Annotated in this window: 10 protein-coding genes and 1 pseudogene; 7 read left to right on the plus strand and 4 right to left on the minus strand. The window is 50.5% G+C overall.

What is annotated here, in order from left to right; translation table 11 throughout:
• Positions 1-76 precede the first annotated feature (76 nt).
• Positions 77-265, plus strand: a pseudogene (locus H2Z33_RS23390) (HNH endonuclease); the annotation flags it as partial.
• 386 nt (positions 266-651) lie between these two features.
• On the opposite strand, the gene H2Z33_RS08885 reads toward H2Z33_RS23390, so the two are convergent.
• The 4 genes from H2Z33_RS08885 to silR form a co-directional block, all read right to left on the minus strand.
• Positions 652-1,002 (minus strand): DUF305 domain-containing protein, encoded by a 351-nt coding sequence (locus H2Z33_RS08885; protein ID WP_000694953.1) that lies wholly within the window; start codon positions 1,000-1,002, stop codon positions 652-654.
• A gap of 143 nt (positions 1,003-1,145) precedes the next feature.
• The gene (silE, locus tag H2Z33_RS08890; RefSeq protein ID WP_000790483.1) at positions 1,146-1,577 is read right to left on the minus strand and encodes a silver-binding protein SilE; all 432 of its coding nucleotides are present in this window, start codon (positions 1,575-1,577) and stop codon (positions 1,146-1,148) included.
• Positions 1,578-1,827: 250 nt separating this feature from the next.
• Positions 1,828-3,303 carry a copper/silver sensor histidine kinase SilS gene (gene silS / locus H2Z33_RS08895; protein WP_000555737.1) on the minus strand — a complete coding sequence of 492 codons (1,476 nt, stop codon included), beginning with the start codon at positions 3,301-3,303 and terminating at the stop codon, positions 1,828-1,830.
• A complete protein-coding gene (gene silR, locus H2Z33_RS08900) occupies positions 3,296-3,976 on the minus strand; it encodes a copper/silver response regulator transcription factor SilR (RefSeq protein ID WP_000697969.1) in 681 nt (226 codons plus the stop codon). The genes silS and silR overlap by 8 nt, the downstream gene beginning before the upstream one ends.
• A 189-nt stretch (positions 3,977-4,165) precedes the next feature.
• On the opposite strand from silR, the gene silC reads away from it, so the two are divergent.
• From silC to silP, 6 genes are all read left to right on the plus strand, one after another.
• Positions 4,166-5,551 carry a Cu(+)/Ag(+) efflux RND transporter outer membrane channel SilC gene (silC, locus tag H2Z33_RS08905; protein WP_004098962.1) on the plus strand — a complete coding sequence of 462 codons (1,386 nt, stop codon included), beginning with the start codon at positions 4,166-4,168 and terminating at the stop codon, positions 5,549-5,551.
• A 28-nt stretch (positions 5,552-5,579) separates the two neighbouring features.
• On the plus strand, positions 5,580-5,933 hold the full coding sequence (gene cusF, locus H2Z33_RS08910; protein WP_004098961.1) for a cation efflux system protein CusF: 354 nt from the start codon (positions 5,580-5,582) through the stop codon (positions 5,931-5,933).
• Positions 5,934-6,046: 113 nt separating this feature from the next.
• Positions 6,047-7,339, plus strand: a complete 1,293-nt coding sequence (gene silB / locus H2Z33_RS08915; RefSeq protein WP_004098959.1) for a Cu(+)/Ag(+) efflux RND transporter periplasmic adaptor subunit SilB — start codon at positions 6,047-6,049, stop codon at positions 7,337-7,339.
• Positions 7,340-7,349: 10 nt separating this feature from the next.
• Positions 7,350-10,496 (plus strand): Cu(+)/Ag(+) efflux RND transporter permease subunit SilA, encoded by a 3,147-nt coding sequence (gene silA / locus H2Z33_RS08920; RefSeq protein WP_000574021.1) that lies wholly within the window; start codon positions 7,350-7,352, stop codon positions 10,494-10,496.
• Positions 10,497-10,582: 86 nt separating this feature from the next.
• Positions 10,583-11,023, plus strand: coding sequence for a DUF411 domain-containing protein (locus H2Z33_RS08925; protein WP_000758228.1), 441 nt, complete (start codon positions 10,583-10,585; stop codon positions 11,021-11,023).
• Positions 11,024-11,149: 126 nt separating this feature from the next.
• Positions 11,150-13,597 carry an Ag(+)-translocating P-type ATPase SilP gene (silP, locus tag H2Z33_RS08930; protein WP_023295437.1) on the plus strand — a complete coding sequence of 816 codons (2,448 nt, stop codon included), beginning with the start codon at positions 11,150-11,152 and terminating at the stop codon, positions 13,595-13,597.
• Positions 13,598-13,610 lie beyond the last annotated feature (13 nt).

Raw genomic sequence — 13,610 nt, forward strand, 5'->3', positions numbered from 1 at the left:
GAAAGCGTGCGTATTGCCTGAAAACACAACCCGCTACGGGGGAGACTTACCCGAAATCTGATTTATTCAACAAAGCCATTCACTGGATGTGGAAGAGAATATCATATCACTATGTTGCAACTGCCATAAACAAATTCATCTTGGCAAGGGGTTTGAAGATATGTTGAGGAAAATATATGCCGAGCGGAAAGATGTATTAAAAAAAGCGGGAATCGAGATATTATTAGAGGATTTGATTCTTTTTTACAAGATGGAAGGTAATTAATCTTCGAGAAGATGCATGCTTATTTTTATTTTTTAGCAATGAATGTGAAATACTGCCTGACTATCAATCCTGTCATGTGGTTCAGATTTATGGGGGAGGATTTTAATATTTTACCAGCATGGCATGTCGATCAATCGGTTAAGTATAGCGCCAGGTAACCAGACGGATTTTCCCTCTCAGGCGGGAGTCGTTATCCATCGTCCAGTACCTGATTAAAAGTAGGAGTAATTACAAGAAAATTAAATTGTATGACTATTATTTCCGTTCAGAAAAGAAAGTTACATTAAAAACCCGAAATTATTCGGGTTTTTAATTAGTTAAGTGCTATATATTTTCGTGTCCGGGGGTACCCTAAGAGGGTGCGCAAGACAACACTCCAGTGTTCATTATTTATGACTGTCAAGCCATTTATTCATCTGCTCAATTTCACCTTTTTGAGCTTTAATGATGTCCTGCGCAAGCTTTCTCATTTCGGGATCTTTTCCGTATTTGAGCTCGGTCTCAGCCATTGCGATTGCCCCTTCATGGTGTGCGATCATACCTTTTGCAAAGGCCTTATCGGGATTGGATTCATTAACGGCGGCCATCATTTTTTCATGCATATTTTTCATGCCAGCCATATATTCCTGTGATGATGCCGATGAGTGCATATCTGACATTTTCATTTCCGAATGTTCAGCAGAAATGGCTGGCAGGGATAACATTAATATTACAAAAAGGGTGTTTTTGATTTTCATATAATAATTCCTTTCAGACAGGTACCGGTTAAGTGTAGCTGAGTCAGACAAAAAAGCCCTCTGACGGGGGGCAAAAATGTAGCAACGTTGTTTCAGGAAAATCTATCAGGGAAAAGGTAACAGCACGGATACTACCGTCGCATTCAGCCTGCATTGATCATGCGGCGGTGCGCTTCGGCCATGGCCTGATGTGGGCCGGATTGCCCGTTATTCATGAATTCATGGGCAACCGCTGCTCTTTCATGCTCATTCATCGCCGCGTAAGACGTTGACGGGACGGTCGTGGATACCGTGTTATTTCCCATCATCTTCTGATGACTTTCCACCATTTTCTGGTGCGCATCCGCCGAGCCGTTCGTCATGGTCTCATGAGCAATAATGGCCTGTTCATGCTGGTCCATACCGGTCATACGAGGAGCAGTCCCCTGGATCCCGACAGGAGCCGCAGCAGACTGCATCTGGTGAGCAGGAGCCTGTGCATTGTTGACGCGATCATGGATATTCACGGTTTCAGTGGCCCAGGCCGATGAAATTAAACCAAAGCCCAGCAAAGATGCTAATACGATATTTTTCATGATAACTCTCCATTTCTGAATTAGTGATGTCCGGGGAAGTACAACCGGTGTTTTCAGTTCCATAACTGAAACAAGTTCGGCAGCGTTTATTTCTCCGGAAGAGGGCTGGATATTCATTTCCTGGCGTACTCTGACGCCGGGTATTGATGAAGCAATCCAGCCTTCCTGATAAGTTGCACTAATTATATCGAATGGCTTCTGTTTGCTGCATGACAGGCTAATGACATCTTTGTCATTTACATCTTTATTTTCAGCATTGGGTTTCCGGGATCATTTTCTCCAGTCTGGGCACGGATAAGATAAAACGCGTGGAGCGTACGTCTGATTCCACCTGCACTCTTCCGTGATGTGCTTCCACGATTGACTTCACAATCGCAAGGCCGATGCCGCTGCCTTCTCCTTTTCGTTGTCTGGATGGATCCACCCGATAAAAACGGTCAAACAGCCTTGATAAATGTTCTTCAGGGATCGGTTTCCCCGGATTTTCAATCACAAGGTCAAAAAAGCTCTCCTGCTCTCTTATTGAGACGGTGATTGCCTGTCCCTCCGGGGTATAACGCAGGGCATTGGATAACAGATTATTGATCGCCCTTCTGAACATTTGTGGATCTCCCTCAACCAGGCAGGGCATCCCGTTAAATTTGAGCGTGATATTGCGTTCTTCGGCCCAGGCTTCGAAAAACTCGAAGACTTTCATGACTTCCGCTCTGAGGTCAAACATGACCCTGTCAGGTATCAGCTGATTATTATCTGCCTGTGCCAGGAACAGCATATCGCTGACCATTTTGGTCATCCGGTTATACTCTTCAAGACTGGAATAGAGGACATCCTCAAGTTCCCTCTGTGTTCGATCCTGACTCAGTGCGATTTCAGTCTGCGTCACCAGATTGGTGATGGGCGTTCTGATCTCATGCGCGATATCGGCAGAGAAATTGGCCTGGCGGGTAAAGACATCCTCAATCTTTCCAATCATATGATTGAACGAGATAACCAGTTGCTCCAGCTCAATGGGAACGCGTGTCGGTTCCAGTCGCGCATCAAGATTCTCGGAGGTGATGTTTTTAATGGCATTGCTGACATTACGAAGGGGCAGGTGCCCCTGACGGACAGCGATTCGAATGATCAGAACAATCAACAGGCTTATCACGACGGCAATCGCAATCAGGTTCTTTTTCAGCGCATCGAGGTAATGGAGATGGAAATTAATGGATAGGCCAGTCAGCATGACATAGTTCTGCTGTTTGCCCTGAAATATCGCCTGACCAGAGGAGGCGATAATCCTGTATGTTTCCATCTTCATTTCGGACCCGGTATCCATCGGTCCCGCAGGATCCTCCACCGTCCAGAGAAAGACATCCCGTGCGCGGCTGTGCTCGCTAAAATCTGCTGAATTCACTGCCGGGCGTAGTGCCGCCCCCTGAGCTGAGCTAAAGAGCACTTCCCCCCTGGGATTGAGGAGCAAAAGGGCAACGTTGCGGTAGCTGGCAATTGATTCCTTTATTTTGCTTATTTTTTTATCATCCGGATCCACCGGGGACTGCAGTATACGGTTCAGTGTGGTGCTGATTTGTTGAAGATCGCTGACATCCTGCTCGGCAAAATGATTTTCAACAGAATGCAGCATAAACCAGGTGAAGGCGATAAAAGCCAGTATCGTGGACAGGCTGATAAAAAAGGTCAGCCGCAGAGCGAGTGAGAAAGGGCGTCTGGAAGGTTTGCTATGCATCCGGGACCTCCAGCATGTAGCCCACGCCCCGGACTGTCTGGATCAGCTTTGTCCCGTAATCGTTGTCTATTTTAGCGCGGAGTCGCTTTACTGCGACATCGATCGCATTAGTGTCGCTGTCAAAATTCATGTCCCAGACCTGAGAGGCAATCAGGGAGCGGGGAAGAACCTCTCCCTGATGGCGAATGAAGAATTCCAGCAGGCTGAACTCTTTACTGGTGAGCACAATGCGGTTTCCGGCGCGACTGACTTTTCTGGATACGAGATCAATCGAGAGGTCAGCCACCTTAAACTGGCTTTCCGTGATCATCGTGTTTCCCCGCCTCAGAAGGGTTCTCACCCGGGCGAGCAGTTCAGCAAACGCAAAGGGTTTAACCAGATAATCGTCCGCACCCAGTTCCAGTCCTTTGACCCTATGTTCGATCGTGCCGAGGGCTGTCAGCAGTAAGACCGGCATACCCTTTCCGGCAGTGCGCAGCATGCGGATGATATCCCAGCCGTTCACATCAGGTAGCATGATATCCAGAATGACTAAATCATACTCGGCTGTCATGGCGAGATGATATCCGGTAAGACCATTATCAGCGTGATCCACTACGAACCCTGCCTCTGTAAGCCCTTTGCTGAGATATTCACCTGTTTTAATTTCGTCTTCGACGATCAATATTTTCATCTTGCTCCCCGGCTGGCTGCTAATGTCATTCTATTGCGCCCACGATCGTTATCAACGGATTACAGCAAAAATGACAACATTGTCATTATCCTGTCACCCGGCAAACAGAGAGCGTTAGGTAAAGTACCCCTATCAATACTCTGGACTTCATTTGAACCATTTACCAGGTCTGCCTGGACGAGAAGCGTTATGTTCAAATTAAAATTACTCAGCATTAGCACGATATTCATCCTGGCAGGCTGCGTGTCGCTTGCGCCTGAATATCAGCGGCCCGCAGCACCGGTACCCCAGCAGTTTTCACTGTCCCATAACAGCCTGACGCCAGCGGTAAATGGCTATCAGGATACGGGCTGGCGTAACTTTTTTGTCGATCCCCAGGTTACCCGGTTGATCGGTGAAGCTCTGACTAATAACCGTGATTTGAGAATGGCTGCCCTGAAGGTTGAAGAGGCCCGAGCCCAGTTCAACGTCACGGATGCAGATCGTTATCCCCAGCTGAATGCCTCATCCGGGATAACATACAGCGGTGGTCTGAAAGGTGACAAGCCGACCACACAGGAGTACGACGCGAGACTGGAGCTCAGCTATGAGCTCGATTTTTTCGGCAAACTTAAGAACATGAGTGATGCTGACCGCCAGAACTACTTTGCCAGCGAAGAAGCCCGTCGGGCCGTACACATCCTGCTGGTCTCCAACGTTTCACAGAGCTATTTCAGCCAGCAACTGGCGTACGAACAACTCCGTATTGCGCGGGAAACGCTGAAAAATTATGAACAGTCCTATGCTTTCGTTGAGCAACAGCTCGTGACCGGGAGTACGAACGTTCTGGCACTTGAACAGGCGAGAGGACAAATCGAAAGTACCCGCGCCGAAATAGCCAAACGAGAAGGCGATCTGGCTCAGGCAAACAATGCCCTGCAACTGGTGCTTGGAACGTACCGCGCAGTTCCGTCAGAAAAAGGGATGAAAGGTGGGGAGATCGCACCAGTAAAATTGCCACCAAATCTGTCGTCACAAATATTGCTGCAGCGTCCGGATATTATGGAAGCGGAATACCAGTTGAAAGCGGCTGATGCCAATATTGGCGCAGCGCGAGCGGCTTTTTTCCCGTCCATTACCCTGACCAGTGGTCTCTCCTCAAGCAGTACGGAGCTGTCCAGCCTCTTTACGTCAGGAAGTGGAATGTGGAATTTTATTCCTAAAATTGAAATTCCTATATTTAATGCTGGCAGGAACAAAGCCAATCTGAAGCTGGCTGAAATTCGCCAGCAACAGTCGGTGGTTAATTACGAACAAAAAATTCAGTCAGCCTTTAAGGATGTTTCCGACACGCTTGCGCTGCGCGACAGCCTTAGCCAGCAACTTGAGTCACAGCAGCGTTATCTTGATTCACTACAGATAACTCTACAGCGTGCCAGAGGATTGTATGCAAGTGGTGCTGTCAGTTACATCGAAGTGCTGGATGCAGAACGTTCCCTCTTCGCGACGCAGCAAACCATTCTCGATCTTACCTATTCCCGACAGGTTAACGAAATTAATCTGTTTACCGCGCTGGGTGGCGGTTGGGTAGAGTAAATTTATTCAATTAATCAGGAAATTAAAAATGCGTAATTCACTTAAAGCCGTTTTATTTGGTGCCTTCTCTGTCATGTTTTCTGCCGGTCTTCATGCTGAAACACATCAGCATGGCGATATGAATGCTGCCAGTGATGCTTCGGTACAGCAGGTTATCAAGGGCACCGGTATCGTTAAAGAAATTGATATGAATAGTAAAAAGATCACCATTTCGCACGAAGCAATCCCTGCGGTGGGCTGGCCTGCAATGACCATGCGCTTCACTTTTGTTAATGCAGACGACGCTATCAATGCCCTGAAAACCGGCAACCATGTCGATTTCTCGTTTATTCAGCAGGGCAATATATCCTTACTCAAAAGCATTAACGTTACGCAATCCTGATTGACTGTCCGGAGCGAATACATCCAGTGCGTCTGAACATTCATTAAGGGATTACTGTGAATGAATGATCGGCCGCATATGCCAGGTGTTTTGATTTTTCAGCGAGAAATTGTATGGCTTCTTTAAAGATAAAATATGCTGCAATAATTATCAGCAGCCTCATAGCAGGAGGGCTGATATCGGTTACTGCCTGGCAGTATGTAAACTCATCACAAAAAACAGTACAAACCGAACAAAAGGCACCCGAGCGAAAGGTACTTTTCTGGTATGACCCGATGAAACCGGATACCAAATTTGATAAACCCGGAAAATCTCCCTTTATGGATATGGACCTGGTGCCAAAATATGCTGATGAAAGCGGCGATAAAAGCAGTGGCGGGATCCGTATCGATCCAACGCAGGTTCAGAATCTGGGATTAAAAACGCAAAAAGTCACGCGAGGAATGCTGAATTATTCTCAGACAATCCCGGCTAATGTCAGTTACAACGAGTATCAGTTTGTCATTGTGCAGGCGCGCTCTGACGGTTTCGTCGAAAAAGTGTATCCCCTGACGATTGGCGATCATGTGAAGAAAGGCACTCCGCTTATCGATATCACCATTCCTGAATGGGTTGAGGCACAAAGTGAGTTCCTGCTGTTATCCGGTACAGGCGGTACGTCAACCCAGATAAAAGGGGTTCTGGAGCGACTTCGTCTGGCTGGTATGCCGGAAGAGGATATTCAAAGGCTGCGTTCAACCCGCACAATCCAGACCCGTTTTACCATTAAAGCACCTATTGATGGTGTCATTACTGCGTTTGACCTGCGCACCGGCATGAATATTTCGAAAGATAAAGTAGTGGCTCAGATTCAGGGGATGGACCCGGTCTGGATCAGCGCTGCAGTGCCAGAATCTATCGCATATCTGCTGAAAGATACGTCGCAGTTTGAAATTTCGGTACCGGCTTATCCGGATAAAACATTCCATGTCGAAAAATGGAACATTCTTCCCAGCGTGGATCAGACAACCCGTACGCTTCAGGTCCGTCTCCAGGTTTCTAATAAGGATGAGTTTCTCAAGCCGGGCATGAATGCCTATCTGAAACTGAATACCAAGAGCCAGGAGATGCTGCTGATACCAAGCCAGGCCGTTATCGATACCGGCAAAGAACAGCGCGTGATTACTGTTGATGATGAAGGCAAGTTTGTGCCGAAACAGATCCACGTTCTGCATGAATCACAGCAACAGTCCGGCATCGGTTCCGGCCTGAATGAAGGCGATACCGTGGTGGTCAGTGGCCTGTTCCTCATTGACTCCGAAGCCAATATTACGGGCGCGCTGGAACGTATGCGCCACCCTGAAAAAACAGAAAGCAGTATGCCAGCAATGTCTGACCAGCCTGTAAATATGCATTCAGGGCACTGAGGAGACGACGATGATTGAATGGATTATCCGGCGCTCTGTCGCCAACCGTTTCCTGGTCATGATGGGGGCCCTGTTTCTCAGCATCTGGGGTACATGGACGATTATTAACACGCCGGTCGATGCCTTGCCTGACCTGTCAGATGTGCAGGTCATTATCAAAACCAGCTATCCCGGCCAGGCCCCGCAGATTGTAGAAAACCAGGTCACCTATCCACTTACCACCACCATGCTGTCCGTACCTGGCGCAAAAACCGTGCGTGGTTTTTCACAGTTCGGGGATTCGTATGTGTATGTCATTTTTGAAGACGGCACCGATCTGTACTGGGCCCGTTCCCGCGTGCTGGAATATCTGAATCAGGTTCAGGGAAAACTGCCTGCCGGTGTGAGTTCTGAAATCGGTCCTGATGCCACGGGTGTGGGCTGGATTTTTGAATATGCCCTTGTCGATCGCAACGGAAAACACGACCTTTCAGAACTGCGCTCTCTGCAGGACTGGTTCCTGAAATTTGAGCTGAAAACCATCCCGAACGTGGCTGAGGTCGCTTCGGTTGGCGGCGTGGTGAAACAGTACCAGATTCAGGTCAATCCGGTAAAACTGTCCCAGTACGGTATCAGCCTGCCCGAAGTGAAACAGGCACTTGAATCGTCTAACCAGGAGGCCGGTGGCTCATCCGTTGAAATGGCCGAAGCGGAGTATATGGTCCGTGCCAGCGGTTATCTTCAGAGCATTGATGATTTTAATAACATCGTCCTGAAAACAGGTGAGAACGGCGTGCCGGTTTATCTGCGGGATGTTGCCCGCGTGCAGACCGGGCCCGAAATGAGGCGTGGTATTGCCGAGCTGAACGGCCAGGGAGAAGTCGCTGGCGGCGTGGTGATCCTGCGGTCGGGTAAAAATGCGCGCGACGTTATCACGGCAGTGAGGGATAAACTGGAGACGCTGAAGGCCAGCCTGCCGGAAGGCGTTGAAATCGTGACCACCTACGATCGCAGCCAGTTAATCGACCGGGCGATTGATAACCTCAGTTCCAAACTTCTGGAAGAGTTTATCGTGGTGGCCATCGTCTGTGCTCTGTTCCTGTGGCACGTACGTTCTGCCCTGGTGGCGATTATCTCTCTGCCGCTTGGCCTGTGTATCGCCTTTATCGTCATGCACTTCCAGGGACTGAACGCCAATATCATGTCGCTGGGAGGGATAGCGATTGCCGTCGGTGCGATGGTGGATGCCGCCATTGTGATGATTGAAAATGCGCACAAACGGCTTGAGGAGTGGGATCATCAGCATCCGGGTGAGCAGATTGACAACGCCACCCGCTGGAAGGTGATTACCGACGCCTCCGTGGAAGTGGGACCCGCGTTGTTCATTAGCCTGCTGATCATCACCCTGTCCTTTATTCCTATCTTTACCCTGGAAGGGCAGGAAGGTCGTCTGTTTGGCCCGCTGGCATTCACGAAAACGTACTCCATGGCGGGAGCGGCCGCACTGGCCATCATCGTCATTCCTATTCTGATGGGATTCTGGATCCGGGGGAAAATTCCTGCCGAGACCAGTAACCCCCTGAACCGGGTGCTGATCAAAGCGTATCATCCTTTGCTGCTGCGGGTCCTCCACTGGCCAAAAACAACCCTGCTGGTTGCGGCCTTGTCCATTTTCACGGTTATCTGGCCACTGAGTCAGGTGGGCGGTGAATTTCTGCCGAAGATTAACGAGGGCGATCTGCTGTATATGCCGTCGACCTTGCCTGGCGTCTCTCCGGCAGAAGCTGCAGCGCTCCTGCAGACAACAGACAAGTTAATCAAAAGCGTTCCTGAAGTGGCTTCTGTATTTGGCAAGACCGGTAAAGCAGAGACCGCAACGGATTCCGCGCCGCTCGAAATGGTGGAAACCACGATCCAGCTCAAACCTGAGGATCAGTGGCGTCCCGGCATGACAATTGACAAGATTATTGATGAACTCGACAGGACAGTCCGTTTACCGGGTCTGGCAAACCTCTGGGTGCCGCCTATCCGTAACCGTATTGATATGCTCTCAACCGGGATCAAAAGCCCGATAGGTATCAAAGTGTCCGGGACTGTTCTGTCCGATATCGACGCGACGGCGCAGAGTATCGAGGCGGTAGCCAAAACCGTGCCTGGCGTGGTGTCTGTCCTGGCTGAGCGACTTGAGGGCGGGCGCTACATCGATATCGATATCAACCGGGAGAAAGCCTCCCGCTACGGGATGACGGTAGGTGATGTCCAGCTGTTCGTCTCTTCAGCAATCGGAGGTGCTATGGTGGGTGAGACGGTTGAAGGGGTGGCCCGGTACCCTATTAACATTCGCTACCCGCAGGATTACCGGAACAGTCCGCAGGCGCTGAAACAGATGCCGATCCTGACCCCGATGAAGCAGCAGATCACGCTGGGCGATGTCGCGGATATTAACGTCGTTTCTGGACCAACCATGCTGAAAACCGAAAATGCCCGGCCAGCCAGCTGGATTTATGTTGATGCCCGCGGCAGGGACATGGTGTCGGTGGTTAACGACATTAAGACGGCCATCAGCGAGAAAGTGAAACTGAGACCGGGAACCAGTGTGGCATTCTCCGGACAGTTTGAACTGCTTGAGCATGCCAACAAGAAACTGAAGCTGATGGTGCCGATGACGGTGATGATCATTTTCATCCTGTTGTATCTGGCATTCCGCCGGGTTGACGAAGCCCTGCTGATCCTGATGAGCCTGCCGTTCGCCCTGGTTGGCGGAATATGGTTCCTGTACTGGCAGGGCTTCCATATGTCAGTGGCGACCGGAACCGGGTTTATCGCCCTGGCCGGGGTGGCAGCAGAGTTTGGCGTGGTCATGCTGATGTATCTGCGTCATGCCATTGAAGCGCACCCGGAATTGTCCCGTAAAGAGACGTTCACACCGGAAGGTCTTGATGAAGCCCTCTATCATGGTGCCGTACTGCGTGTCCGGCCGAAAGCCATGACCGTGGCGGTGATCATTGCGGGTCTGCTGCCAATACTCTGGGGAACCGGCGCAGGTTCAGAAGTCATGAGCCGTATTGCGGCACCCATGATTGGTGGGATGATCACGGCTCCGCTGCTGTCCCTGTTCATTATTCCTGCCGCCTACAAATTAATCTGGCTGCGCAGACATAAAAAAAGCGTGTCCTGAACCTGAAAGGGCACCCCCTGTGGGTGTCCTTCTTTACTGATTCACCCTGACGTCAGGGTTTATATCGATAATATACAGAGGTGAGTATGAAAAAAGTGGTTCTAATGGCGCTGGCTCTCGGCCTTTCACTACCCGCGATGGCGAGTGAAAAAGTGATTGATATGTACAAATCTGAAAACTGTGGCTGTTGTTCCCTGTGGGGCAAAGCGATGGAAAAAGACGGGTTTGAAGTACGAACTCACGTCATGAATGATCAGGCGCTGTCAGCCCTGAAAGAAAAGCATGCTATTCCTGCAGGACTACGAAGTTGTCATACCGCGGTTGCCGGTAATTTGATCATTGAAGGCCATGTGCCTGCGACAACGATACATAAGGCAATGCAGTCTGGTTCGGGTATATACGGTCTCGCCACCCCCGGTATGCCAGCAGGAAGTCCTGGAATGGAGATGGGAGCCCGAAAAGAGGCTTACGATGTTATCGCATTCTCACCGGATGGAAGTAAAAAAGTCTTCCAGCGAATCGAATAGTCAGCGGAACGGCTGATAACGGGACGCCGGTAGCAGGCACTCCTGTGCCGGCGATATTCGTGGTAATCGCATCCATGACATACCCTGAAGACAGAAGATGCTTCGGTATGCATAAGGAGAGTTACTGTGAAAAATGACAATGCAGTGCAACACAACAACCAGACTGCTTCTGAGCAGACATTATCCCCGGACGAGGGCCACGTATTGCATAAGGTGAGAGATCCCGTGTGCGGGATGGCCATCCTGCCCGACAGGGCGCACAGCAGCATTCGATACCAGGACCACCAACTTTATTTCTGCTCCGCCAGCTGTGAGAGTAAATTTAAAGCCCATCCCGATCGTTATCTTACCGAAGATGCCAGTGAACATTCCCATCACCATCACCACGATCATCACGAAGTCAGCCCTGATCAGATAAAACAGCCTCACAACCAGGCGGAAAAAGAGAATTCTGAAGGTGTGTGGACATGTCCGATGCACCCGGAGATACGCCGCAGTGGTCCCGGAAGCTGTCCTGTCTGTGGAATGGCACTGGAGCCGCTCGTAGCTACGGCATCCACGGGGCCGAGTGATGAACTTCACGACATGACAAGACGCTTCTGGCTGGGGTTGTTGCTGGCGTTTCCGGTTCTGGTACTCGAAATGGGATCTCATCTGTTTCCCGACTTGAGGAATACAGTACCGCCACAGTACAACACATGGCTGCAGTTGCTTCTGGCCTCCCCTGTCGTGTTGTGGTGTGGCTGGCCATTCTTCGCCCGGGCCGGAATGTCGTTACGTAACCGCTCCCTGAATATGTTTACCCTTGTTGCAATGGGGACCGGCGTAGCCTGGGTTTACAGCGTCATTGCAACCGTCTTCCCCTCCTGGTTTCCTGCATCGTTCAGAAACATGGATGGCCTGGTGGCCGTTTATTTTGAAGCCGCAGCAGTTATTACGGTGCTTGTTCTGCTGGGACAGGTTCTTGAGCTGCGGGCACGGGAACAAACCTCAGGCGCCATTACTGCGCTTCTGAACCTTGCCCCCAAAACCGCCAGACGGCTGGATCATGACGGTCATGAAACGGATATTAATGCGGAAGATGTCCTGCCTGGCGATAAGCTCCGCATCAGACCTGGAGAGAGTATTCCGGTCGACGGTATCGTGGTCGAAGGCAAAACAACCGTTGATGAATCGATGGTGACCGGGGAATCTATGCCTGTTACCAAAACGGAGGGTGACCCTGTCATCGGGGGGACCATTAATCAGACAGGTAGTCTTATCATCCGTGCAGAGAAAGTCGGTGATGAAACGATGCTCTCACGAATTGTTCAGATGGTCGCTGATGCACAGCGTTCGCGGGCCCCCATCCAGAGAATGGCTGACAGCGTTTCAGGCTGGTTTGTTCCTCTGGTGATACTTATCGCGGTTGTTGCTTTCATGATCTGGTCTGTCTGGGGGCCCGAGCCCAGGATGGCGCACGGTCTCATTGCGGCTGTGTCGGTCCTGATTATTGCCTGTCCCTGCGCGCTGGGGCTGGCCACGCCGATGTCGATAATGGTGGGGGTGGGCAAAGGAGCCCAGGCCGGGGTGTTAATCAAGAATGCCGAAGCCCTTGAGCGTCTTGAAAAAGTGGACACGCTGGTTGTCGACAAAACAGGCACGCTCACGGAAGGTTCGCCGACGGTGACAGGGATTATCAGTCTCAATCCGGGTGGGGAAACATCTCTTTTGCGTGTAACGGCCGCAGTGGAAAAAGGCTCGCAGCATCCGCTGGGTATGGCAGTAGTTAAAGCAGCACAGGAAAAGGGGATCGCAATACCCGCAGTCACTCATTTCAATGCGCCGTCGGGTAAAGGTGTCTCAGGCGATGTCGAAGGTCAACGGGTTGTTATTGGTAATGAACTGGCTATGCAGGAAAACAGTATCGTTATTGATAATCAAAAGGCCGTTGCGGATACGTTGCGGATGGAAGGTGCTACCGTTATCTATGTGGCCACAGACGGGCACCTTGCAGGCCTGATAGCTATCTCGGATCCCGTGAAAGCAACCACGCCGGATGCGCTTAAAGCTTTGCGTCAGGCGGGGATCCGCATCGTTATGCTCACCGGGGATAACCAGCTTACCGCTGAAGCAGTCGCACGGAAACTGGGAATAGATGAGGTTGAAGCCGGGATTCTGCCGGATGGCAAAAAAGCAGCGATAACCCGACTGAAAGCGTCTGGCCATGTGGTTGCGATGGCCGGAGACGGTGTGAATGATGCCCCGGCGCTGGCAGCGGCTGACGTGGGAATAGCCATGGGAACGGGTACAGATGTGGCAATTGAAAGTGCCGGAGTCACCCTTCTCAAAGGCGACTTGATGATACTGAACAGGGCCCGTCATCTGTCAGAAATCACCATGAAAAATATCCGACAGAATCTGTTTTTTGCATTTATCTACAACGCACTTGGCGTGCCTGTGGCTGCAGGCCTGCTTTATCCTGTGTATGGAATACTGCTGTCGCCAGTTATTGCGGCGGCGGCCATGGCTCTTTCCTCCGTCAGCGTCATTGTGAATGCGTTGCGTCTGAAAAGTGTCAGGCTCGGGAAATAACACTGAGTGAAGG

It is taken from the genome of Enterobacter sp. YSU (assembly GCF_016082135.1).
GTDB lineage: Bacteria > Pseudomonadota > Gammaproteobacteria > Enterobacterales > Enterobacteriaceae > Enterobacter > Enterobacter hormaechei_C.